General features: G+C 71.5%; 20 protein-coding genes. 6 read left to right on the plus strand and 14 right to left on the minus strand.

All coding sequences use genetic code 11. The features are described from left to right. Window positions 1-379: 379 nt before the first annotated feature. The 11 genes from IE226_RS34380 to IE226_RS34430 all read right to left on the minus strand — a co-directional run bounded on the left by IE226_RS34380 (window position 380) and on the right by IE226_RS34430 (window position 14329). A complete protein-coding gene (locus IE226_RS34380; protein WP_190085373.1) occupies window positions 380-3016 on the minus strand; it encodes an ATP/GTP-binding protein in 2637 nt (878 codons plus the stop codon). Then, window positions 2992-3633, minus strand: coding sequence for a hypothetical protein (locus IE226_RS44330; RefSeq protein ID WP_229871711.1), 642 nt, complete (start codon window positions 3631-3633; stop codon window positions 2992-2994). Before IE226_RS44330 ends, IE226_RS34380 begins: the two co-directional genes overlap by 25 nt. Next, window positions 3630-4802, minus strand: coding sequence for a C40 family peptidase (locus IE226_RS34390; RefSeq protein ID WP_190085374.1), 1173 nt, complete (start codon window positions 4800-4802; stop codon window positions 3630-3632). The genes IE226_RS44330 and IE226_RS34390 overlap by 4 nt, the downstream gene beginning before the upstream one ends. Then, complete coding sequence (locus tag IE226_RS34395; protein ID WP_190085375.1) at window positions 4802-6406, minus strand: hypothetical protein; 1605 nt, start codon at window positions 6404-6406, stop codon at window positions 4802-4804. The genes IE226_RS34390 and IE226_RS34395 overlap by 1 nt, the downstream gene beginning before the upstream one ends. Further along, a complete protein-coding gene (locus IE226_RS34400; RefSeq protein WP_190085376.1) occupies window positions 6379-7680 on the minus strand; it encodes a hypothetical protein in 1302 nt (433 codons plus the stop codon). Before IE226_RS34400 ends, IE226_RS34395 begins: the two co-directional genes overlap by 28 nt. Next, on the minus strand, window positions 7677-8018 hold the full coding sequence (locus IE226_RS34405) for a hypothetical protein (protein WP_190085377.1): 342 nt from the start codon (window positions 8016-8018) through the stop codon (window positions 7677-7679). Before IE226_RS34405 ends, IE226_RS34400 begins: the two co-directional genes overlap by 4 nt. Beyond that, window positions 8018-10750: an ATP-binding protein gene (locus IE226_RS34410; RefSeq protein ID WP_190085378.1), complete on the minus strand. Its 2733-nt coding sequence runs from the start codon at window positions 10748-10750 to the stop codon at window positions 8018-8020. The genes IE226_RS34405 and IE226_RS34410 overlap by 1 nt, the downstream gene beginning before the upstream one ends. Beyond that, complete coding sequence (locus IE226_RS44335) at window positions 10750-11373, minus strand: hypothetical protein (RefSeq protein WP_229871712.1); 624 nt, start codon at window positions 11371-11373, stop codon at window positions 10750-10752. Before IE226_RS44335 ends, IE226_RS34410 begins: the two co-directional genes overlap by 1 nt. Continuing rightward, the gene (locus IE226_RS34420) at window positions 11370-11702 is read right to left on the minus strand and encodes a hypothetical protein (protein ID WP_229871713.1); all 333 of its coding nucleotides are present in this window, start codon (window positions 11700-11702) and stop codon (window positions 11370-11372) included. Before IE226_RS34420 ends, IE226_RS44335 begins: the two co-directional genes overlap by 4 nt. Continuing rightward, window positions 11699-12625 carry a conjugal transfer protein gene (locus tag IE226_RS34425; RefSeq protein ID WP_229871714.1) on the minus strand — a complete coding sequence of 309 codons (927 nt, stop codon included), beginning with the start codon at window positions 12623-12625 and terminating at the stop codon, window positions 11699-11701. The genes IE226_RS34420 and IE226_RS34425 overlap by 4 nt, the downstream gene beginning before the upstream one ends. Before the next feature lie 1368 nt (window positions 12626-13993). Continuing rightward, on the minus strand, window positions 13994-14329 hold the full coding sequence (locus IE226_RS34430; protein WP_190085379.1) for a DUF6221 family protein: 336 nt from the start codon (window positions 14327-14329) through the stop codon (window positions 13994-13996). A 933-nt stretch (window positions 14330-15262) separates the two neighbouring features. On the opposite strand from IE226_RS34430, the gene IE226_RS34435 reads away from it, so the two are divergent. From IE226_RS34435 to IE226_RS34455, 5 genes are all read left to right on the plus strand, one after another. Next, entirely contained in the window at window positions 15263-15562 is a 300-nt protein-coding gene (locus tag IE226_RS34435) for a hypothetical protein (protein WP_190085380.1), read from the plus strand. A 2386-nt stretch (window positions 15563-17948) separates the two neighbouring features. Then, the gene (locus IE226_RS34440; protein ID WP_190085381.1) at window positions 17949-19067 is read left to right on the plus strand and encodes a hypothetical protein; all 1119 of its coding nucleotides are present in this window, start codon (window positions 17949-17951) and stop codon (window positions 19065-19067) included. A 56-nt stretch (window positions 19068-19123) separates the two neighbouring features. Further along, on the plus strand, window positions 19124-19807 hold the full coding sequence (locus IE226_RS34445; RefSeq protein ID WP_190085382.1) for a hypothetical protein: 684 nt from the start codon (window positions 19124-19126) through the stop codon (window positions 19805-19807). 89 nt (window positions 19808-19896) lie between these two features. Further along, window positions 19897-20409 carry a hypothetical protein gene (locus tag IE226_RS34450; protein ID WP_190085383.1) on the plus strand — a complete coding sequence of 171 codons (513 nt, stop codon included), beginning with the start codon at window positions 19897-19899 and terminating at the stop codon, window positions 20407-20409. A 92-nt stretch (window positions 20410-20501) separates the two neighbouring features. After that, a complete protein-coding gene (locus IE226_RS34455; RefSeq protein WP_190085384.1) occupies window positions 20502-21506 on the plus strand; it encodes a DUF8094 domain-containing protein in 1005 nt (334 codons plus the stop codon). Between the two features lie 510 nt (window positions 21507-22016). On the opposite strand, the gene IE226_RS34460 is transcribed toward IE226_RS34455, so the two are convergent. Continuing rightward, window positions 22017-22466 (minus strand): SgcJ/EcaC family oxidoreductase, encoded by a 450-nt coding sequence (locus IE226_RS34460; RefSeq protein ID WP_190085385.1) that lies wholly within the window; start codon window positions 22464-22466, stop codon window positions 22017-22019. Between the two features lie 91 nt (window positions 22467-22557). Between IE226_RS34460 and IE226_RS34465 the strand changes: the two genes are divergently transcribed. Next, window positions 22558-23058 carry a MarR family winged helix-turn-helix transcriptional regulator gene (locus tag IE226_RS34465; protein ID WP_190085386.1) on the plus strand — a complete coding sequence of 167 codons (501 nt, stop codon included), beginning with the start codon at window positions 22558-22560 and terminating at the stop codon, window positions 23056-23058. Window positions 23059-23092: 34 nt separating this feature from the next. Here IE226_RS34465 and IE226_RS44940 read toward each other — a convergent pair whose 3' ends face one another. Together IE226_RS44940 and IE226_RS34470 are read right to left on the minus strand one after the other, a co-directional pair. Next, window positions 23093-23227 carry a hypothetical protein gene (locus IE226_RS44940; RefSeq protein ID WP_268251303.1) on the minus strand — a complete coding sequence of 45 codons (135 nt, stop codon included), beginning with the start codon at window positions 23225-23227 and terminating at the stop codon, window positions 23093-23095. A 306-nt stretch (window positions 23228-23533) separates the two neighbouring features. Beyond that, window positions 23534-23737: a hypothetical protein gene (locus IE226_RS34470; protein WP_190085387.1), complete on the minus strand. Its 204-nt coding sequence runs from the start codon at window positions 23735-23737 to the stop codon at window positions 23534-23536. Window positions 23738-24013 lie beyond the last annotated feature (276 nt).

A 24013-nucleotide genomic window follows, 5' to 3' on the forward strand; every position in this document is an offset into this window, starting at 1 on the left:
GTGCGCCGATTCGAGGCTGTTCCGCGACCATCGCCGTGCAGATCTGGCGCGACAACGTCCTCCCCGCCGGCGCGGGAGTGTTCCGGAGCAGGCCGGGTTCGTCTTCGAGCCGGTGAAGTCCTCCCCGCCGGCGCGGGAGTGTTCCGGAGGCGACGATGCCGTCAGCCGCAGGCTCGACGTCCTCCCTGCCGACGCGGGGATGTTCCGTCCTGCGGCGGCAGGCAGGCTGTGGGGCGTAGCGGGGTGGGGAGTTGGGTGGTCGTGGCCATCCGGTGCCGGGCGGGGGCGGCCTGCGGTTGCCGGGGCAGGGTCTTGGCCGTGCTGGGTGTGGATCCGGCGGCGGTCGGGCTGCTCAGTGGCGCATTCTGCGGCGGCAGGCTCATTGGTAGTCCCTGGTCTTGGTGAGGGCGGAGGCGCCGGCGGCGGGCCGGGCGTGCTCGCGCAGGAAGGTGCGGACTCGCTGCAACTGGCCGGCGGCGGTGGCGGTGAGCTGGTCGAGGGGGCGTGCCCGGGCGTTGAGGTCGGCGGCGCGTTCCAGGGCGTCGATGGCGTTTTGGCCCGGCCGGTGGTGCTCGGCGAAGACTTCCTCGAGGTGCGGGCCGTGGATCAGTACGGGGCCCACGGGGCGGCCGTCGATGGTGAAGGAGCTGTAGTGGTCGTACTGGTCCAGGTCGGCGACCTGCGCGGCGCTGGGCCGCTCTCCCCACTCTTCCGTGATGGGAGTGACCGCGGATTTGGAGCCGCGGGTGGTGGAGAGGGTGGAGGCGTTCTGGATCAGGGACTGCCGGACGGCGATGGGCAGCCGTGACAGGAGCTGGGTCAGCGCATGCAGCTGGACTTTGTACTTGCGGAAGTCCTCGAACATCGAGGCGATGGAGTCGCCTCCCGCACTGGCCAGGGTGATCAGCTCGTCTAAGTAGCCGCGGAAGGGCACCCGGTCTGGGGCGGGGGTGTCGGCGCGGGAGCGGCCGGCGCGCAGCAGATCGCGGTTGAGGAGGGAGACCAGCAGCCGGTCGGTGGGCCCGTTGCCCGCCGTGGACACCCACACGATCCACCGGTTGTCCATGGCCCACCGGATGTCGTAGACACCGCGGGGCTGGCCCAGGAAGGCGTGGGTGATGGGGTTGGCGGCCAGCCGGGCCAGGGGGTTGAGCAGCACGTTGTACGCCTCGGGCGGGAAGGTGGGGAAGGTGTGGTGCCACCAGGCCCGGGTCTCCTCGCCCAGGACGGGTTCGACGGCGGCCAGGGCGCCGGCGCGGAAGGTCGGGTCGGTCAGCAGGGCCCGGACGTGGAAGAGGGTGGCCTGGTCTGCGGAGCGGTTGGCGCGGCAGGCGAGCTGGTTGAGGGTGGTCAGCACGGTGAGCGCTTCGGTGAAGATGGCGATGGCTCTGGGTGCGTTGGTGTCGTCCCAGCCGAAAGCGGTGGCGAACGCGTCGGTGACGTCCTCGACGATTTCGTAGGCCTGCCGGGCGCCGTGGTGCATGTCGATCGGGTTCCAGGCACTGATCAGCGGGTTGGGCCCGCGGCCCTTGGCCCGCAGGTCGATCCGCGCGATGCGCTGCATGATGTGGTCGTGGGCCAGAAAGGGCGCCACCCGCAGCCAGGAGTCGTGGTGGGGGTCGATGAACAGCAGGCCGCCGCCGGCGTGCGCGTAGCCGACCGCCTGCGCGGCGGCCCGCTCGGTCTTGCCGCCGCCGGCCTTGCCCACACTGATCTCGAAGAGCGTCTGCTCGGCATGGGTGGCCACCAGGCGGCGCCGCCCGTCGGGCGTGCGGTACCAGCCCTGCAGCAGCAGGCCCGGATCCCCGTGCACGAACGAGGGAAGCTCGACGGGCAGCAGCGGCATCCGGCACCACACGGTGGGCGGCTTGAGCAGCCCCAAAAGCTCCTCGAGCCCGAGCCAGTTGGCGGCCGGCGGCAGGCACTGCCCGGTGCGCCAGCGCAGATCGAAACGCTTCCGGTGCGGCCACCGGTCGGCGCCCAGGCGCCAGGGACCGATCCGCAGACCCTTCATCGCCCACCGGGCGGAGCCGCCGAACACATCCAGGCCGGCCTGGATGCGGGCGAGCCGGGCTTGGGCGCGGCCCTGGATGTCGGAGGCGCAGCGCACCAGTATCTGCACCCGCACCAAGTGGCTGTCCTCGGCCAGCTTGCCCAACGCCTCGGCTCGGTCGACACGGACCGGCGGAGCGGACATCACCATGCGCCCGCCGCCCGGCCTGCCCCCACGGCCGGGGGTGACCAGCTGCCGCAGCTGGCCGATGAACGAGTCGTCCAGGTGCGCACTGTCGCGGCTCATCCACCGGGCCGTGCGCGCCGCCTGGCGCTGCTCGTGGCGGCGCGCCTGGTGCATCAGGTGCCAGCGGCGCTGTCGCAGGGCCCATTTGGGGGCGCGCTGCAGGTCAACACAGATTTCGGCGACGTCTCCGAGGTCGGCGCGCAGGTCGCCGACGGCGTCCACGAGCGGTTGCAGCGGGTCGGGCTGCAGGGGGACGTCGCGCAGCGAGGCGACGGGGTTGCCGCGCAGGATGAACTCCGCGCGCACCTCATGCGCGCGCGGCTTGTCCTTCAGCGGCTTCGCCTTGGCCACGCGTACCCCCGGCCCGAAAGGGGTGGTGGTCAGCAGCCGCTCGGCGCCGGCCGGGCCTTCGAGGCGGTAGGCGAAGGGGGAGCGTCCGTCGGAGCGCAGGCGGATGCGGACGGTTTTGGTGCGGCGCGGTGCCCACCAGGGCAGCGCCGTGCACGCGCGGGTCAGCTCGACCCCGCGGCGGAAGATCTCTTCGTGGGAGGGGTCGAAGTGGCGGGCCGGGGTGAACTCCAGGGCCATGCGCTCTTGAGAGGCTGCGGCGGCCAGGCGGCGCACCACATAGGCGCCTGCCGTACCGGCTGCTGCCAGGACGAGGGCGATCAGATACCAGTGGCCGGCCAGCCACCGCATCACGTCCACCGTGCCCTGCACGGCCGGGGGACTGAGCGGGAAGGCCAGGGTGGTCAGGGCCGGGGCAGCGGGGTCCACGGGCCGTCTCCTTTCGTGCGGCGGAAGTAGAGGTCGGTGATGCGGTTGTCGGTGTAGGTGCCGCCGCGGTCGGCGCCGGCCCACACCAGGTGCACTACCGCCCGGCCGGGCCGGGTGTCTTCGCGGGCGATGGCGGCCTGGATGCGCAGCCGGCTGAACGCGGGCGCCACCGCGGTATCCGGCTGGTTGCCGAAGACGGTGGGGAAGTGGTCGCGGCCGATCCCGGTGGCATCGGCGCGCAGCAACGCCGCTCCGTCCCGGCGCAGTTGCTGTTCCTGGGCCGGGGGCAGGTCTGCGGGCCAGGCCTCTTCGAGGAGGCGCTGGATCTGCTGGTCTGCGGCCCGGCCCTCGCCGCGCGGCGGCAGCATCGCGGCCGTCGACGGCGAGGGCGGGGGCGAGGAGGTGTCGGTGTGCGGGGTGCGGGTGCTCGCCGCCGGGCCTGCGGGCTGCCGGGCTTGCGGGGTGTCGGGCGAGCTGGGGCGGGCCGTGGGCCCGGGAGGCGACGGCGGGCCGGTGTTGAGGAGCAGGTAGCTGCACGTGGCCAGGGCCAGGGTGGCGGCCAGCAGCAGCCACGGGGCGCCGGGCTGTGAACGGGGTTCGGTAGGGGTCGGTTTCACAGGACTCTGGCCCCTCCGGCGAAGCCGGACATGGCATCCACCGGGTCGAGGCGCACCTTGGTGCCCGGCCGGGCCGCGTTGATCATCTGCCCGCCTCCCACGTAGATGCCGACGTGGTAGATCGTCGAGTCCGCGCCCGGTACGTAGCCGTAGAACACCAGGTCCCCCGGCTTGAGTGCGCCCTTGGACGTGATGCGCTGGCCCCTGGCGGCCTGTGCGGCGGCGGTGCGTGGCAGGCGGATCCCGGCTTTGGCGTACGCGTAGGTGGTCAGCCCCGAGCAGTCGAAGCCGGTGATGCCGGCGCCGCTCTTGCCGCTGGGCGAGCAGCACACCCCCCGGCTGGGGCCTTGGGTGTTGCCGCCGCCCCAGGAGTAGGGCACCCCCCGCTGGGAGAGCGCCACCTCAAGGACCTTCTTCGCCCTGCCCGAGACGCCGCCCAGATCCGTGCCCTTGCCCGGGCCGGTCGCGGCGGTCCGGTATTGCCGGATCCAATTGGAGACGTTGTTCACGTACTCGCGGGAGTGGTTGTACTGGAAGATCGCCGCCTCCAGCTGGGGGCGCTTGCGCAGATCCCGTCCCTTGCCGCACAGGTAGACGGCCGCGCCCAGCGCCGCGTCGAACGCGTTGTGCGGGTCACGCTCCCTATCGCCGTTGGCATCCCGGCCGGCCGTGTCCCAGGTGGAGGGCAGAAACTGGAAGGGCCCCACCGCCCGCTCGCCTGCTGCGGTGCCGTCCCACTTGCCGCCGTCGGTATCGGGAAAGACGGTCGTGTTGCCGCCCTGCCCGGAGCCGTTCAGCAGCACCCCCATGATCCGCGGCCGGATGTCCCCGCTCCTGGCGATGGAGCGCCCCGCGGCGTGGTTGGACTCGACTTTGGCGATGCCCGCCAGGATCGGCCACGACATGCCCCGGCACTTGGGGACCTGGCCGCCGATCAGGCGGGCGGCCTTCTTGTAGGCGGCGAGCATGACGGGCGGGATGTCCGCGGCGCTGCCGCCCAGCTCGATCCCGCCCCCTTCTCCTTGTTCTTGTTGTTGGTGGGCGAGTTGGGCTCCGGCCGAGAGCATGCCGGAGAAGGGGGCGGCGCAGCTGGCGGCGGTCGCCAGCACGAGCAGCAGACAGCCCCACTTCGCGCGCCGTCGCCGCGGCCTTGGGCGTGGTGTGCGCATCAGTCCTCACCGCCGGCGTCCGGATCGGCACGGTCGGGCCGACGCTCTTCCTCGCGGGCCCGGCGCTCCTCGGCGAAGCGGCGGCGCAGCTCTTCCGGGCTCACCGCGCGCTGTTCGGTCAGGCGGCGGCGCAGCGCGGCAGGGTCGGTGGGCGCGCTGCGGCGCATCTCGGCCGGATCGACCCGCGGCCGCCACCGCCCGGAGTCGTCCGGGCCGGGCTGCGCACGGCGCGCTGGACCGGCCGTGGGGCTGGCGGTGCCGCGCACGGTCCGCGCGGGTGCGGCCGGCGCCGGGCTGCGGTCGCTGCCCCGGCTCTCGGACGCCGGGCCTGCGGAGGCAGCCCGCGGCGCCCAACTGCCCCACGGCATCGCCGCCTTGCCGTCCAAGCTGCCCCCGGCCGTTGAGCGCCCGGAGGCGGCCGCACCGGTTGAAGCTGCGGATGAGGCCCGCAGCACGCGGCCCGAGGAGGGGACGTCACTGCCGCCGCCGGGCTCGCCCCCGGTGACCCCGCCGCCCGCGCGGGCCGGCTCGCCGGGTCTCCTCCACGAACGTGCGTCTTCGCGGATGGTGTTGCGCCACACGGCCACCTGCTGTTTGGCATCCCGGGTGTGTTCGGAGGCGCCCTGGCGTGCGCGCCGGGTAGTGGTCGGCAGGCCGACGGTGGCACCGTAGGCGACGCGCCCGCCGCGGTGCAGCATGCGATAACCCCGCAGCCGCACCAGCCGGTTGTGGGCCCGGGTCGACAGGAGCGTGCGGTCACTGTTCTGGTCGTGCAGGACCTCACCCGACGTCGGGTCGGAGATGACGCCGTCCTTGTCGCGGTAGCGGTCCCCAGGTCCGTCACGCCGTGGCCCGCGCGAGCCGTCCGGGCCTGGACTGCCCCCTGGGCTGCCGCCGTCGGTGTGCGGGCCGCTGCCGGGCCGGTCGCCTTCGGCGGTGGGTTTGCGCATCCGTTCCAGGGCTTTGTCGCCGGGGTGTTTGCCGACCAGGAGCCCCCGGGCGCCGCGGGCGCCGAGGCCGGCGCCGGTGGCGGCCAGCGCGAAGGGCGCCATCCCGCGCGAGAACTCCGCCCCCGCATCCGAGACCAGCCGGCCGGTGTCCACCGGCATGCCCGTGCCGTCGGTCATCGCGGCCAGGGAACGCATGATGCGCCCGCGGGTGCCCAGGCGCCCGTAGCCCCCGCCGCCGAGTGCTCGCAGTCCGAAGCCGCCGCCCGCTCCCGCGCCGTTGTTGCCGTGGACGGCGAGGGCGGCGCCGATCTCGGAGGTGTCGCCGGGCAGATGGGTGCCGCCCACCTTGGCGTAGCGCATCCGCAGGGCCAGCCGCTGCCCGGCCGAGGAGATCCCGGCCAGCAGCCTGCGGTGGAAGGCGAGGGCGGCCAGCGCCAGCGCGTCCAGCGCGAGCAGCCGTTCGGCGGGCACGCCGGGCCCCTTGGTCAGGACGGTGTCGATGCCGATGGCGTAGGAGGGCAGGAACGTGCAGACGGCGAACATGCCCGCCACCGAGACGCCGAGCAGGGCCAGCCATTTCCAGGCGGCCTGCCGGTTGGGGCCCGGCAGCATCGCCCACACCAGCATCACCGAGCCCACCGCCGCGGCGGCCACATCCGCGGCAGCACAAACGCCGCCGAGAGGGGGATGGCGGAGATGAGCAGGGCGGCGGCGAACAGCATCAGCACCCCGGCGGTGCGCCAGCCGGTGGGTTCCTTGGCGTATGCGGCGGCCTCCTTTCCCACCGGTCCGGCCTTCTCCAGCTCGGAGAGGAACTGGGCGAACTGCTGGTCCTGGGAGTTGAGGACCGGGGTAGCGGCGTTGAGCAGCGCATCACCGGTGGTCAGCGAAGGCGCTCCGATGACCGGGTTCTTTTCCTTCTCCCAGTGCCCGCGCTTGCGCATCTGCCCCTTCATGCAGTACTCGTGCGCCGGCCCCTTGATCCGCCGGCACGCGTCCCCGGCTTCCTTGCGGGCGTGCTTACTGGCGGCGCTGTAGGGCTTGTAGCCGCCCGAGACATATTTGAGGTGCAGGGCGTAGGCCTTGCGGTCGGCGGGCTTGGCGGGGTCGAGGATGCGCCCGTACTGCACGAGCATGTAGCCCTTGACGACGGCGACGTTGGTCAGCGAGTCCTGGATGGGCCGCGCCACCCGCGCCACGGAATCCTGGTTCTTGTTTTCCGCCAGGTAGCACTTCTCCAGCGCGGGACCGGACAGCCCCGTGCCGCAGGGGCCCGCGTCCCCGCTGCCGATCTTCCCGCCCCAGTCGTAGGAGTTGACGGTCGTCCTTGTGACCTCGGCGGCGGCCCGCTCGCTCGATGCCAGCGGCCCGTCCTGTCCGAGCAGGTAGTCGGGGCGGACGAACGCGGAGGCCGCGAACGCGGCGATCACCAGGGTGAGGACGATTTCCCCCAGCCCCTTGCCGGCCTTGCCCCGCACCAGCAGAATTCCGCCGAACACGAACGCCCACGCCAGGAACAGGCCCTTGATGTCCAGGGTGTCCACGACGATGTCGGTATAGGTGTCGGAGAGTTCCTGCGCCGGATCGGACAGCATGTTGATCAGCGGGAAGCGCAGCGCGAACTCGATCGCCCAACAGGCAAGTCCCACCACCAGCCGCAGCAGCGTGAACAGCCCGTTCATGATGAACGCATAGGCGTTGGTGCGCAGCGAGAAGATGGAGCCGCCCTGCGCGGACAGCTCATATCCGTTGATGGGGACGCCTTCGGAGCTCTCCACGTTCAGCGGGGCCATCATGTCCGCGCCGCCATCGGCGGCGTAGGCGACCTGCGCGTTGACGATCAGGAACACCACGGCCAGCGCCAGGGCATGCAGGAGGGTGCGCAGCCGGCCGCGCCCGTAGCCGAGTGCGATATGCCAGAGCATCACGGCCGGCCCGGCTTTCCCCAGCGGCGCAGGCCCGCCAGGGCGAGCAGCGCGCTGGCCGGCGCCAGCAGCACCCGGGCATCCCGCGTCCTCTCCCCGGGAGGGGACATCACCCTGGGCGGCCTGCGTTCGCAGTACGCCTTGGCCGGACCGACGATCAGCCGGCAGGCCTCTTTGCGGTCCGCGCTGACGCGGGTGGTGCCGGCGGGAGCCTGACCGGTGGACGTGAACCCTGGCACGGCGAGCAGACCCATCACCAGCACCGAAACCGCGGCGAGTCCACCGGCGGTGCGGCGCAGCAGGGTACGGCGCCGGGCGCGCTGCCATTCACGGCTGATCATCAGACGCCCTCTTCCATCGCTGTCGCCGGCACCGGCCGCCCGTCGGCCGCCGGTGTCGGCTTGGTCAGATCGGGCCGGCCCGTTCCATGGCTGCGGGCAGCGGCTGAAGCCCGGCGGCCGGGGGTGGTGGTGATGCGGGAGCTGATCCGTGCCACGGCGGGGATGACGACTTTGACGCGGCCGGTGTTCTGCCGGGGCCCGGTCAGCAGGATTTCCCCGGCCCGCTCCTGGTGGCCGACGGGCGAAAGCCCGGAGGTGACCATCCGCACGAGTTCGGTGTCGCCCGGGTCGAGGCCGATGAAGTCCAGTCCGCGGTGGGCGCGTTCGCGTTCGGTGGTCCGTGCCAGGGCCCGGTAGGCCATCAGCCCGCGATCAGGCCCGAGTTCCTTGGCGTCGTGGGCGCCGGCGATGAGTCCGGCGCCGTGTTTGCGGCCGTCGTGCAGGATTTCGTGGACCAGGGCGGTGCCCTCGGCCGAGGAGGTCAGCCAGTACAGCTCGTCCAGCGCGACCGCACAGAACCGCTCGGGCATCGAGAACGCGGCCTGGCGGGCTATCGCCGCGATCAGATAGAGCACGGCGCGCCCGATCAACGCCTCCAGCGGCTGCTGGTGCAGGATCTCGGCGTGCTCGAAGGCCTGCTTGGGCGGCAGCTTCAGCCCGGTGGTGGTGATGACGATGAAGTCGGAGGCACCGGAGCCGTCCAGACGCACCGGCGGCAGCGTGGGGTCGAACACCATCGCCGCCAGCCGGTTCTGCTCGACCAGGCGCAGCAGCCCGGCCAGCGTCGCGGCGGCATCCTGACGCTTGCCTGCCTCCGAGACGGCCATCTGCCGCAGCACGTCGATGACGCCGCTCATCGACGGCTCGGGCTGCGTGCCCGCCTGCTCGATGGCGTGGTGCAGCACCTCGCCGGAGGTGGTCATCGGTCCGATGCCCAGCTGCAGGGTCAGATAGCTCAGCGCGTAATGACGGCCCTCCGCGCCGGGAAACAACCGCAGCGGATCGATGGACAAGGCCGCCCGGGCGGCGTCGATGATCTGGCAGCGGCCCGGCGCCGCCGCCTCGGCGAAGGATGCCCACTCGCGCACCGGGGTGCGGTCGATGCAGATCACGCGCCCGCCGCGGTCCACCACCGATCCGCTGATCAGTTTGAGCAGGACGCTTTTCCCGGCGCCCAGATCACCGACCACGCCCAGGGAGGCGGAAGCGTCCTGTTTGGGGGCATCGGCGGGGTTGATCAGGACGGGTCGGGTGGTGCCGCAGTCCAGATCCAGACCCAGCAGCATCCCGGTCGGATCCCCCACCTCACAGTGCGTGAACGCTCCGGACAGCGCCCAGTCTTCGCTGACCTGGTGCTGGGTGAACTCCCGCAGCCGGTGTGCGCGTACCGTGCCGGGCAACCCCAGGGTGAACAGGTCGGCCTGCAGCCCGGCCGGGCGCACCGCCCGGTAGTCCGCCCCCGCGAGGAGATTTTCCAGCGCGCGGGCCCGCGCGTCACAGAGTTGCGCGGTCGGCCCCCACACCGTCAGCGCGGTGACGGCCTGTACCTCGACTTCCACGCTGGTGCGTGAGAGGCGGGCGTCCAGCTCGCCCAGATCGCGGGCGGCGTCGGGGAGGGAGGCGGGCATCCCGGTGGGCCGCGCGTCGTACTGGTCGGCCTGGTCGACCAGCTCCGTCTTCTTGCGCTGCACCTGAGCACGCGCCTTCTCCGCCGGCACCAACGTGAGGTCGATGGTGAAGTCGACCGGGAAGTCCAGGACTTCCAACTGCGCGAACAGATCGGCTGCTTCCAGGGAGATGGCGGGCGGGCACTCGGCCAGGGCCAAATGTGCCTGGTAGCCGGTGCCTGTCTCGCTTTCGACCTGCAGCCAGCGCCGCCGCAACGGCGAGGCCGACCGCACCTTCCACCACCGGGCCCGGCCGCCGCCCGTGCCACCACGTCCGCGCACCGGCGCCGGATCGGCCTCCCGGTCTTCCTCCACGGCGGGTTCGGTGCCGCCTTCCTCGAGGCGGACCTGCCCCAGGTCGGCGTAGCTGGGGGAGTGCAGCAGTTTGCCGCGCACGTGCCCGCCGTACTGGTCGCTGACGGAGGCTTCGCCCAGCAGCGGCTCGGCCAGCCCCCGGTGCACCGCGTGCTGGATCATCCACACGATCTCCGCCGACCGCGCCGGCCGGTACGAAGCGCCGCCGGCCAGCTGAGCCTCGATCTGTTCGGCCTGCTGGCGGCAGGAGTTGACCTCGGTCCGGGTGACCGGGGCCGCTCGCAGGCCCAGGGTGTCGGCGACCTCCGCCCACAACGCACCAGCCGCCCGCACGCCCTGGCGTTCGGTGTCGAGGGGGACGGCCAGCCACCAGGTGCGCTGGTGCATCTCCTGGCCCTGCAGCAGATCCAGCGCCGCCTCCACATGATCCACCCACCCCATCGCCGCGGGCGTGAGCGCATCCCCGGTCTCCTCGTCCTCGAGGCCGTCGGTCATCCGCCAGGCCACCTCGACCGGATCGACCTGCGCGCACAGCCCGAACAGCCTGGGGGCGCCGGACAGGGAGCGCACCAAGTGGGTGATCTTGCCGAGGAGTTCGTCGCGGACTGCCGGGGGCACATACGTGCCGGGCACGGTTTCCTGGCTGCGGCCTTCGCTGTCGGGGCCGGGGTGCAGTCGGTAGAGGGCCCACACGTGGCCGTGGGTGGACCACACAAGATGTCCGGCGATGTGCCGGATGGGAACACGCATCACACTCCCGCTTTCTGAGTCTGTGCACGGTGGTGGGCGCGGGCCAGCAGCCCCGCCGCAGGCGAAACCCCTGCCGCCGGTCCCGTCGGTCCCGTTGGCCCCGTCGGTCCCGTCGGGTCTGCGGGCTTCGGGGTGTGCGTGGCGCGGCGGGTGCTGAGGGTGTGCCGGGGCGGCGCGGTGCGGGCAGGGGCCGGCTTCGTCCGGGCCGGCGTGGGCGTGGTCGCCGGGTAGGAAGACGGGGTGAGGGGTTCGAGGGTGAAGCCGCCGCCCAGACGTCGGGCGCGCGGATCGCGTGCGGCGCGCGGGCCGATCCGGCCGCCGGCGGGCTGCACGAGCAGCGCCACCATCCCCAGGGCTGCCGAGACGGGGTTGCGTCCGCCGATCTTGGGGCGGCGAAGCAGCCAGATCCCCACCAGCCACAGCGCAACCGGCACCGGGCCGAGCACGCTCCACACCGAGATCGTCTTGACCAGGACGAACCCGCCCACGACCGCCAGGGCGATCTGCGCCGCGTTGTAGGGGCCCAGCGGCAGGCGCCAGTCGGCGAGCTTGCCCACCACCCAGGGATGGCGCCGGGCTGCGGTGTAGAAGCGCGCGGTGCGCGGCGCGGCGGCCGCGCTCACGCCGGCTCCCTTCCGGTGCGAGCCGTGAACAAGTCGCCGTCGCCGTAGGGGCGATGGAAGGCGGGGGCGCTCTTGGCGGGGTTCTTCACCTCGTCCTCGAACATGTCCGCCAGATCGTTGCGGGAGGAGTAGAGACCCAGCGCGATCACCATCAGGATCAGCGCGCCGATGCCCGCCTTCAGCGAGAACCGCTGCACCATGATCACGACGACGATCACGATCAGCGCCGCCTGCAGCCCCTTGGAACCCCAGTCCTTGGCGGTACCGATCCAGGAATCCCCCAGATCGGCCAACGCCCCCGCCATCACCACCTCGTTGAGAGCGTTCATCGCCGCGCACCGCCCGCCGTGGCCGTCGTGCCTGCTTCGAGGGCGGCGATCTCCCAACGGCCGCCGCGCGCGGTGAGCGTGAGCTCGTAGGCCAGGGGCCAGCGGCCGGACTTCCCGCGGGCCTCAACCGTCACCAGCACGTGCACCCGGGTGCCGTCCCGCGGCACCTTGACGCCGGCCGCACTCTGCTCACGCGCGGCGACGTCCTGCACCTCGATCTCGGTGGCGGCAGCGGGGGAGACGGCCGACAGCTTGACGCCCGGTGCGAGGTAGCGGCTGACTTCGCCGCGTCCGGCCAGATACGCCGAGAGGAATTCGCCGGCCGTGGTCGTCAACGGCCCCTCCTCCACGGTGACCTTGTAGGCCGGCTCGGGCATCGGGTGCTCGGCGGGGGCGGCGACGAGGGCGGGGGCGGCGGTCACGGCGAACGAGCCGCCGTCCGCAGCGGCGATCGCGGGCACGGCGAAGTAGCGCACCGCGTCCGCGTACTGCGCGGCCACCGTCACCGACCACCGGCCGCCTTCGCGGGGTGCGCTGCGTACCGGCGTCACCCGCCGGGGTGCGGGCGCATCCTCATCGAGGGAGGGCAGCGTGACGTCGGGTGCCATCGACTGCGCACGACGGGATGCGGCACTGCTCGCGTCCTCGCTGCTGCGCAGCCAGGCGTCGACGAACTCGGCGACGTAGCCGGAAGGGTCGGCCACCGACGCCGTCTGTGCAGTGCGCTCGGGGGAAGGGGCGGGGGCGGCCGCGACGGTGGGGGAGGGCCGGCCGACGGTGACGGCCAGGGCCAGGGGGCCGGCGGCCAGGGCCGCCCACACCCCGGCGCGGCCGAACTGCACGCGGCGCCGCATCTTCGTCAGGGCGTGGCCGGCGGCCGCCGGACGCGGCCCGGCACCCGGTGATGGGGTGGATCGGAACATGAGCAAACTCCCGGAGAGAGGCGTTGGGTTGATGCCTTGAGCCAACCCGCCGGCCCCGACCGGACTGCCGACCACTGACCCCCGACCACGGTGACGAAAGGGTCACGAAACGCGTGGTCGGGGTGGTGGTAGGAGCTACCACCACCGAGACCACCCCGACCACGCCCACCCCGGCACGCCCGACGAAGGGCCCCGGAGGACCCATCCGGCTTCGGTACGGGGTCTGCAGCGCCCCGCCGTAGCCGCCGCCGAGAGCAGGCGAAGCGAAGTACGTTCAGCGTGAACCCGCGGACGGCTCACCCCGGCAGGCGCTCGGCGCGGGACCGCGCCCTGTACAGCGCGCTGACCTGCGTGGTCGGGGCTACCACGCCAGTGGTCGGGCAGCGCCGGGTGTAATGGTCGGTATCTACCACCACCCCTCTGCCGGACAGGTTCCCTGGTGCGCCCGGGCGGGCGCAGGGCCGGCGCCGTGTCCTCGTGGCTGGCGCTGCGCGGGGCGCTGACCTGCGTGGTCGGGGCTACCAGGCCGGTGGTCGGTGTAGCGCCGGAGACGAGTGGTCGGTATCTACCACCGCCCTTTCTCCCTGCGGGGTCCTGTTGCGCTCTGGCGGGCGGGGACCCGGCGCCGTCTCCTCGTGGCTGACGCTGCACGATGCGCTCACCTGCGTGGTTGGTATCTACCACCAGGGTGGTCGGGGTGAAGGCCAGGACGGTGGTCGGCATCTACCACCATCCCGACCACCCCCCGGCTCGGCGTGGGCGCTGAGGCTCAACACCCGGCGGATTGGGGGCGTACCGCGCTGATGGCGGCGGGCCGCCGGTACTGCTCATCGGCCGTTGACGTCGCCTGCCGCTCATCGCTCGTCGGTCATCGTCCGGCGGTCATCGCTCATCGCCGTGGGCCGTCGCCTGACGGTGATCGTGTGTCGTCTTCGTCCTGCCCCTGCACCTGGGAGCCGTCCGGCTGGGTGTCCTGGCCGGCCACCGCGCGGCCCCCGGCCCGCTCGCCGCTGCCCGGACGGGCCGGTTGGCCGTGCTGGCCGACGGCGCCGTGCACCTGCTCACCACCCCCGGGGGCACCCGCGCCGTGCGGGCCGTCATCCACCAGGCGGCCGGCGCCCTGACCTCCCGGCTCGGCATCCCCCTGGACCAGGCCCTGATCCGCCTGCGCCTTCGCCCGCAACCGCCCGCTGTACGAGGTCGCCTGCGACGTCGTGCACCGGCAGGCCGGCGGGGACCTGCCACCCCTGTGACGTCCGCCAGCGGAAGGCCGCACGCCAGGGCCCGGCACGGCCGGCCCCCTGCTCCGGCCGGTGGGGGACACCTCGCGCGGCGGCGGCCCGCCGCCGGGCAGGGGACGGGGGTGTTTCACAGCCAGGGTTCGCCCGGGTACCAGGTGTCCCGCCAGGCGGGGTGCAGTTCGTAGGGCAGGGCGAGGGCCTTCATCGTCTGGAAGGCGGTTGCCGAGTCCAGGGGCCAGCCGCCGCTGGCGCGTTCGTGGTCGATGCGCTGGATGCAGTCCCGCAGGATCCGGTCATTGATGCGGAGCTGGTGCTGCAGCCGGGCCGGGCAGCGGCAGCGGCAGCTGCGGTGGGCGGCCCGGCTCGGAGCGGCGCAGGAGAGCTCGTGGAAGTGCTCGGCGTCCCGGCACTCCTTCCTCCAGCGGCTCTTGAGAAAGGCCGCGAGATCGGTGACATCGTTCATGGCAAAGCCTCCCCTCGGGTCCCGGAGCATCCCACCGCAGACACCCGGATGTCCCGGGAACCGCGCGTCGTCACTCGTCAGGTACGAGCTGTGCTGAACGCCGCCGGTCGGCTGTCCGGCTTCCCGCAAGGGGAAGGCGCAACGGGGCCGGGCGGCGGGTTCTTCGCCTGCCGCACGTCTCGTCGCCCCGGGCCTTGCGGCGCGGGCCGCCCCGGGAGTTCTGTACAGGCCATGGGCGGGGGCCGTCTCCTGCGGGCGTCGGCGCATTCCCGCGGGGCCGACGCCCGCAGGCCGGGGCAAACCGGCCATGGGGGGAGCCTGTTTGCAGCCCCTCTCCAGCGTCCTCCTCCACGAGGGACAAACGCAGGATGTCCCGGCGTATTTTCCCTGCGCCGGGCCAAAACTGCCGACGCCCCCTCTTCCCCGCAGGCCGGCGGCGGGCAGGCGGCCCGCAGGCCTTCCCGTTCGGGGCACGCAAGACGCTCAGCCGCGCGCGACCGCTCAACCCCCAAGCCCTGCAACGGCGTGCTCCTGACCTCCCGCCGCGAAAGAGCGGGGCGGCATGCCTGCGGGCCGCCCGCCTCGCACGAGGCGGCACCGGCCGGGAGGCTCCTCTACGTGCCGCGCGAGGTGTCCCCCAATCTGATTGCGCAGCACGCCGCCCCCCGGGACGGGTCCGCGCCCGGCGCAGAGCATGTCCGGGATGTCGTTATTCGAGCCAGGTCACATCACGTCGAACCTCGATCAGGCGTCCGGCCATTCTGGTCCCCGGGCGAGCACGGACACGGTCCGCCTTCGGTTCTGGTGGCCGGACGGTCGTGATGCAGGCAAGCCTGCGATCTGTCCGGCAACAGCCTGTCGGTGCCGCTCTCCAGACGGTTTCCAGCAGCACGTTGGGAACGTGCAATGCACCAGAGAGAAGGGGAAGAGGTCATGCGTAAGCGTGGTTTGCTCGTCAGCATGGCGCTGGGGTCTGCGCTCGTGGTCGGGGGGCTCGCCGGGTCTGCCCAAGCCGCACCGGTAACCGCTCAGGCCGCCTCTGCGCCGGCGCACGAGAGCGCGGCCGGCCCGGTGAAAGCCGCAGGGTGGTACCTGTACGACTACTACTTCTGGAAGAGCGAGTGCACCTCCCGGGGCAGGATGGGCAAGGAGAACGGCTGGTGGACCAGGTACGAATGCAGGTCCGGCAGCTGGGTGCCCGGGGACGACTACGAGCTGTGGGTGTACAGCTGACCGGGATCTAGTCGTGCCGTCTCGTGAGGTTGCTGCCGCGCCGCGTTGACTGTTGATGACGTGGACGTGCACCAGCCCCGGCGCGGCCGACCTGTACGGCCCCGCATCCGGGTCAGCGCGAGGCCGGCAGCCACCGGACGCTTCCTTGCATCAGTCGGAGGCGGGACGGATCGCAACATGCGCCATCTCCCGGAGCACGGGGCGGGGCTGATGCCTTGTGACAACGCCCCGGCTCCGGCCGGACTGTCGCCCGCCAAGCCCCGACCACGGTGACGAAAGAGTCACGAAATGCGTGGTCGGGGTGGTGGTAGCTCCTACCACCACCCCGACCACGCCCTCCCCGGCACGCCCGACGAAGGGCCCCAAGGGCCGGTCCAGTTCCGGGAGGGGCCTGCAGCGCCCCGCCGTAGCTGCCGACGGCAGCTACGGCGGGGCGAAGTACGTTCAGCGTGTACCCGCAGACGGCGGACCCCCGGCAGGCGCACGGTGCGGGACCGCGGCCCGTACAGCGCGCTGACCTGTGTGGTCGGGGCTACCACGCCGGTGGTCGGGGTAGCGCCGGGGTGTAATGGCCGGTATCTACCAACACCCCTCTGCCGGACAAGTTCCCTGGTGCGCCCTGGTGGGCGCAGACCCGGCGCCGGGGCCGTGCGGCTGGCGCTGCACGATGCGCTGACCTGCGTGGTCGGTATCTACCACCACGGTGGTCGGGGTGAAGGCCAGGACGGTGGTCGGCATCTACCACCGCCCCGTCCGCTCCGCCTCGGCGTGGGCGGTTGAGGCTCAACACCCGGCGGAGGCGGGGGCGTGCCGCGCTGATGGCGGCGGGCCGCCGGTACTGCTCATCGGCCGTCGACGTCCCCTGCCGCTCATCGCTCATCGCTCGTCGGTCATCGTCCGTCGGTCATCGCCCGCGGGTCGTTGCTCATCGTCCGTCGCTCGTGGGTCATCGCTCATCGCCGTGGGCCGTCGCCTGACGGTGATCGTGTGTCGTCGTTGTGATGCGTGGCTGCGCATCGGCGGCTGCGCAGCGTCGGTCCCTTGCTCACTGATCGGTGTGCCGGCCGGTGCAGTCGCAAGGGCCGCTGCCGGGCGATGTGGGGTGCGCAACGCGCTGACCTGCGGTGGTCGGGGCCGGCGGGATGGTGGTCGGGGTGTAATGGTCGGTATCTACCACCAGGCCCCTCCCGGACGGGTTCCTGTTGCGCTCTGGTGGGCGGAGAGCCGGCGCCGTGTCCTTGCGGCTGGCGCTGCGCAATGCGCTGACCTGCGTGGTCGGTATCTACCACCACGGTGGTCGGGGTGGATGCCAGGGCGGTGGTCGGTATCTACCACCCATCCCGATCACCCGGCTCGGCGTGGGCGGTTGAGGCTCAACACCCGGCGGAGGCGGGGGGCGTTCCGTGCTGATGGCGGCGGGCCACCGGTATTGCTCATCGCCCGTCGCCCGTTGCTCGTCGTCGGTCGGTCATCGCCGATGGGTCGTTGCTCATCGCCCGTCGGTCATCGCTCATCGGTCGCCGGCGGCGCCTGCTGCCCATCGCTCATCGTCGGTCGGTCATCGCCCGCGGGGTCGTTGCTCATCGCTCGTCGCCCGTTGTTCATCGTCGGTGGTCATCGCTCCTCGCCGTGGGCCGTCGCCCGGTAGTGATGATCTGTCGTCGTTGTGATGCGTGGCTGCGCATCGGCCGCTGCGCAGCGCCGGTGCCTTGCGCACTGATCGCTGTACACCCGAGACTCGCGCCAGGGGCCGGTGCCAGGCGACGTGCTGGTATGCGCAACGCGCTGGCCTGCAGTGGTCGGGGCGGGCGACGTGGTGGTCGGGGTGGCGTCGGGGACGGTGGCCGGTAGCTGCCACCAGGCCTGTGTTGGCATTCGGATGACTGCGGACGGCCACCGCGCAGTCATTGTGCAACCTGTTGCGCAGCCGCGTCGGTTGGCCGGACGCCGGCCGATGACTGCTGCGTCGGTGATGACCGGCCGGGCGGTCACCGCGGTGTCGGGCATCGCTGCGCAGCGGGTGCGTTGACGGACACCATCGCGTGGTGTGTGCAGTGCGCACGCAGCGGCAGGAGGACGCTGCCTGCCACCGTCCGTGCCGTGCCCGGCTGTTGAGCAGATTCCCGCCTCCCCTCGGGCGGGGAACTGGCGTCGAGGGCCGGTGGTCGGGCCCGACCACCGCGTTCTGAGCGTGTTGTGACCTGTTCGTTATCGTGGTCGGGGGTCAGTGGTCGACAGTCTGGTCGGGGTCGGCGGGTTGCCTCGAGGGCATGAATCACACACACCCCCGGTTCCCCGGCCGCCCGCCGCATGAAGCTGTACCGGCGTTGCACGGCTTTGCCCGTCGTCCGGCACGCTCCGGTGCCGCTGTGCCCGGAGCGCTGCGGTGAGCGGGTACGGCGCCGGGATCCGGCGCGGCGAGATGGCGGGCGACCGTTTCACGCAGATCGCCAATGCCCTGTTCCGTGATCCGCGGATCTCGTTCAAGGCCAAGGGGATCTTCGGGCTGGTCTCCACGCACCGCGACGGCTGGCGCGTGACCGTGGCCGAGCTGGCCGGCTGCGGTCCCGACGGACGCAGCGCGGTGGGCTCGGGCCTGGCGGAGCTGGAGCGCTACGGCTACCTGACCCGCGAGCGGGAGCGCCGTGAGGACGGCACGCTCGGCGAGATCGTCTACGCCATCACCGACGTTCCGGCCCACCTGTACGAGCTGCTGGGCGATGCTGCGCCCCAAGCAGCCGAAATCGCGCAAAGCCGCAGGTCGCAACCAGAATCAGGTTATCCAGCGCAGGATTATCCTGCGCTGGATAACCAACACACTAAGAACACCAGTCTTAAGAAGACCAACAAGCAGAAGACCAACCCCGTCCGTCCGTCCGTTCGTAACGCGCGTGCGCGCGCGTCGACCGCACCGCCCCCGGAGCCGGGGGAGCAGACCCGCCCCGCGACGCCGTCGTCCGGCGAGCGGCTGCTGCGGGCGATCGGCGCCCGGCAGCCCGAACTGCTGCTGACCGGGCAGGCCCTGGCCGATCAGGGCCGCATCGTGCAGGGCCTGCTGGATGAAGGCTGGACCCCCAGGCAGCTGCGCCATGTCATCGCCGGCCGGCCGCTGCCCCAGCCCCTGCACCACACGGTCGGGGCGATCGTCGCCGCCCGGCTGCGCGCCGCACGGACCACCGGCCCGCCCGACGCCGCCACACAGCCCGCCGACGAGCCGGAGCCTTCATCAACGGGCGCCGCGGACCGCACGGTTGCCCAGGCCGTCTCCCGCCGGGTGCTGGCCGAGTGCGCCGGCTGCGGCCACCCCTCCCGAGCAGAGGGCCAGGACCTGTGCCCGGCCTGCCTCAACTGGCCCCTGTGCACCGCGTGCACGGGCCCTACGCCCCGCCGCGCTGATCCCGCCGGCGACGGCCGCTGCACCCCCTGCACCACCGCGACCGCCTCTCGTACCTCCGGCGGCCGTCCTGCGTCCGTGTCACCGCCCACCGGATGGAGGAACCCGTGACCGCCCGACCGCACGCCCGACCGGCCGCGCATCACCAGCCCGGCGGGAAGCGGCGCATGAGGCGCTCGCCCGCCGTCGAACCCACGTCGTGGGGCTGGCTGCGCTGGAGCCCGCCGACCCCCGACGGCGCACCGCGCCAGTTGCTGCAGATCGCCATCCTCGCCCCCGAGCTCTCGCTGCGGGCCCGGTGCGTCCGTCGCTGGCTCACCCGCCGCCCGCCCGTCCGCCTGTACCTGGATCACGGCGGCTCGGTCACCGCCCTCACCCTGATATCTGCCCTCGGCGCCCTGCCCGCCATGAGCTGGGCCATCGGCCACGGCCTGCCCCTGCCCGTGGGGGCACTGCTGGCGATCGTGCTGCCGCTGCTCGTCGACCACCTGCCCGCACGCCTGGACACATGGGCCGGCAGGTACGCACGCGTCGTCGAAAGCGCCAGCGGCCTCGAGTACCTGCAGCGGCTGATCGCCCGGCACGCCGCCATCGTCCGCGCCGCCAGCTCCCGCCCCGGCCCCGAGCCCGACTGCGCGGTCCATCTCGGCCACCGGACGCTGTGGGAGATCGCCGTGATCATCACGGCCCCCGGCCGCAACCCGGACACCACCTGCCGGTGGCTGGCGCTGGAGAGCCTGCTGGACCACCTCGCCCGCCAGGCTGACGGCAGCGAACACCAGCGAGCTCTGGACGGGCCGGCCGCAGGCGACGATTCCCCGCCGCCGTACCGGGCTCCCGGACACCCCTGAACACCGCGCGCGGCCGACCCGTCACCTGCCCGCGCCCGGCACCACAACCCGCCTCTACCGCTGCCACACGCCTTTCGAAGGAGACCGCCGTGCCCGAAGAGATCTACTTCCTGTTCGCCCACGAGCCGTACTTCCCGCCGCACGGCCTGCGGGAGGTCAACTGCACCATCGTCGCCGCCGCCACCCTGCTGCACCGCCATGTCCGCCAGCCCGACGGCGCCCGCATCCACCGCCTCCTGCACACCGGACCGCGCACAGACAAAGAGCTCGTGCCGCTGGCCACGCTCACCCACGAACTCGAAGGCGGCGACGGCTGGGCCGAGGTCGGGGACTGGGAGAAGGTCGTGGCCGACCTTTTGGCCCTGACCCGCTTCGGCTCATGCGACTCGCTCGGCTTGGCACTGCCCGCCCTGGAACGGGCGTTGGTGTGCAGCGGCCCGCACTCTCGCGTGATCAACCTCAACCCGGAAACCGGACAACGCGAAACCCACGGCCCCGACCAGCGCGCCGCCCTCCTGGCCACCCTCACCCACAACCTCCACACCGCACAGGAGGGCCGCCAACTGTGGCCCGGCGCGGGCCTTCTGCCGGCCCTGCACTGACCACGCCCCCGGCCACCGAGCCGCGGGCTGTCGGCGGCCGGCCTCCACGACCCCGCACAGGCAACTACACCCCCGATCACAGGAGTTACCCCATGCACGTGCGCTCTCTGCCCCTGACCGCCACCGCCCTGACTGCGACAGCCGCGCTGCTGCTGGCCGCCTGCAGCGGCGCAGACAGCACCGACGATACGAAGAACGCACGGCCGGCCCCCTCGGACGGCGCGGCCGGGGCAACCGGTGTCGTCAGCCGCGCCGGGGCTCATCGGATCGTCGACCGCTACGAGAAGGTCAACAACGCCGCGAACAAGACCCGGAACGCCAGGCTGCTGGCCACGGTCGAGGGCGGCAACCTGCTGGAGCGCAGCAGCGCCGCCTACGAACAGTTCGAGACCCTGAGCGCGAAGGAGCAGAAGGCGTACGTGAAGCCGTTCTTCTACCAGGAGCGCAGGTTCCTCATCCCGGCCAGGGGCGAGGCCGACTGGTTCATGTTCATCGGGCGGAGCAACAACTCCACGGGCGCCGGCCGCAGTGTCCACGTGTTCGACAAGAGCAGGGACGGCTGGCGGATGACGGTCTCCGTCCCCGCCGGCACCGACTTCCCGAAGATCGCAACCGGCGCCGACGGCCTGGCGACCCCGGTTGCGGCCACCGCCCGCACCGGCCCCCACACGCCCGCCGACATCCCCGACGCGTATGAGGACCTGTGGTCTACCGGCGGCCGCAAGGAGGGCCGGATCCTCGCCGACAACAAGGTCGCCCGGGAAGCCCGGGAGGGCTACCGCGACCGCAACGACGGCTGGGACCCCCGCCAGGCCGGGCGCTTCTTCCTGCGCAGCGAACCCGAGCACCGCGACACCTACGCCCTGAAGACCGCCGAGGGCGGCGCCCTGGCCGTGGTGCCCCTGGCCCACCAGCAAGTCTCCCGCGTCCTGAGCGGCGGCCTGGAAATCACCCCGGACGCCGAAGGGAAGATCTACGACCCGCGCCCCCGGCCGGTCGTCATCGACGACTTCCACGGCCAGGCCCTGGCCCACCTGCCGGCCACCGGAAAGCCACGCGTCCTTTCCGCCCGCTACGAATTCGTCGACTCCCACTGACGCGGGCGAAGTCGCACGCACGACTGAGCAGGCTGGATTCTGAGGGGGGATGGCCTCTGGCGGGACGGTCCGACGCTACTGCCGTGAGTGTGGAATGCCGCTGCTGCCGACTTCGTCGGCAGCAGCGGTGTTCTGTTCGGACAGGTGCAGGTCAAAGCGGTGGCGGACCCTGAAACAGACCCGTCGGCGGGTGGCGGCAATGCAACGCGGGAGGAAGCCACGTGCCCGGTCTGCGGCCGTGAGCGGACGGCTGGAGTGGAGCACCGCCGGTCAGCCATCTGGCTTCGTTCACTTCAGGCGACAGCGATTGTCCACCGGTTCAAGAGGCAGCTGACGTTCAGCGGCGGCGTGAATGTTCATGAGAAATGACGTCACAGCGTGGGACGACCCTCTCCGGGGGCACCCCTTGCGTGGTGACGCTGCGCGCGGTCGGTGATGCGGCAGTGGTTGAGGACTGCGGTGTGAGTGTGCTGGCGCATGCCCGTGGAGGTCTTTCTGCGGCTTCACCGGTCACTTCTGGGATGCCGGGACGAGAGCGGGCGCGGCCTTGAAGGAGAGGGCCTCCATCAGCGGTTTGCGCTTGGTGTTGTGAAAGGCCGCGATGCGCCACTGGCCGTCCGGCTCCCGGACCAGGGTATAGGTCTGGACCTTAGTCAGCTTCTTCGGCTTGCTGCCCTTGTAGCTGTCGCCGCGGCCGGTGATCACAGCGGTGTCCGGACCGTAGAAACGGATGTCCAGGATCTCGTCGGCGAGCCGTGTGCCCTTGAGGAATTTGGCGAACAGCGTGCGGTGGCTGTCGATGATGTCGCGGCGGCCCTGGTAGTACGTGCCGACGAAGGTGACGTAGGTGGCGTCCTGCGTGAACTGCGCACCGTACGTGTCGGCGTCGTGGCGTCGCCAGGCGTCGATGAGTGAGGCGATCACCGTGGTGACGGCATTCCGGTCGTCGGTGGTGGGCATGGAATCCTCCGAGTAGTTACACTGATACAGATATTGCAGACAGACAGTATCTGCACGTGTGCAGCTATTTACGCAAGGGGCACCCAGGGACATGGCAGACCCGACGCCGACAGACGAGCACGTGGTCTTCCGTCAGTACCTCGACGCTGTGGGACTCCACGGCATGGCCGGTGCGGAAGCGGTGGGGCTGAGTGCCTCGGAGTGGTATGCGCTCAGCCAGATCGCTTTGGAAGGCACGCTCACCTCGGGAGAACTGGCCGAACGTACCGGTCTCACCACCGGGGCGACCACTCGCTTGATCGACCGCCTGGAGCGAGCCGGATTCGTCCGCCGGGCTGCCGATCCGGATGATCGACGCAAGGTCATCGTCGAGCCGGTGGCCGACTCCCTCGACCAGATTGAGAAGGTGGTCGGGCCTGCCCGGAGCCAGATCGCCGAGGTTCTCAGTCGATACACGCCAGACCAACGCGCCGTTCTCTTCGACTACTTCGCTCACGCCGCCCCTGCTTTCCGTGCGGCCACCGAGGAGATCCGGGACGCAGCAGCACACGGCCGTCAGCGCAAGGGAGACGCGGCGGCCCGCCGCCCGTGAGAGTGGCGGGTCGCCGAGTCGGAACCGGCAGGTATCAGCTGGACTTGGCGGTCGCTTCGGCGCGGGCGCGGGCGAGGCAGTAGGAGTCGGTGCCGGTTTCGATGATGGCGCCGCAGCGGTGGTCGCGCCGGATCGCCGCGTATAGCTCGACCTTTGACATCTGCGGCATGACCAGGGCCTTTTACCAGGAGCATCCCGATGCTGCCTTGGCAAGCACCACAGTGACTTCGAAACTCGTGAACATCACCCGACCGCGGATCTAGGTGCCTTCCAAACCCATGAACAACTGGCTTCACAATGCGTGAATAAAGCCAGCCATCTTCTGCTCGTCGCACTGTCGGCCCCGGGCCTGGCGACAGAAGCTGTCACGGACTTCCGTCACGGTGACGCCGAAGCCGAACGCCGCAGACGACACGGGCACCCCGTCTGCTCCGCAAAAGGGTGCGGCCGATGCCTGACGCGCCCCAATCCTCCCCTAACTGCTGAAGGCCCCTCCGAGCGTCTGGGCCGCGTCCTTCATCGGCTGAGTGATCGGGTCACCTACCTTTGCGTCGTTCACGCTGGTGACAAGCGTCTTCATGGCAGGCACATCGACCTGCCCAACAGGCGTACCGATCGCATTGTTCGATGTGTCAGTGGGCACTGAGGCGTTCAGGTCAAGAGGGTCGTTCGCGGCCATGGAGGGTCCTTCCGGATCAGAGATCAGCACTGACACTGACCATTGGCCCCATGTCAACATCTTCCGACCCCGGGTACCTATGGCAACTAGTCCAGACAGGTCTGATCCTTAACAACCGTCGCGCGGTCCCGCCCGACGCAAGGCATCGCAGCCGTCACACCCAGGCCCGTCCGCACTCTCTAAGTGCCCGTTGTTGTATCGATCGTGGCGCCTGGTGACTCGAACGGGGTTCTGAGTCGGGTGGTCTTCTGGTGGCGCGGGCATAAAGGCAGGGCC

Origin of the sequence: Streptomyces longisporoflavus, assembly GCF_014649775.1 — a bacterium.
In the GTDB taxonomy this organism is placed as follows: Bacteria; Actinomycetota; Actinomycetes; order Streptomycetales; family Streptomycetaceae; genus Streptomyces; species Streptomyces longisporoflavus.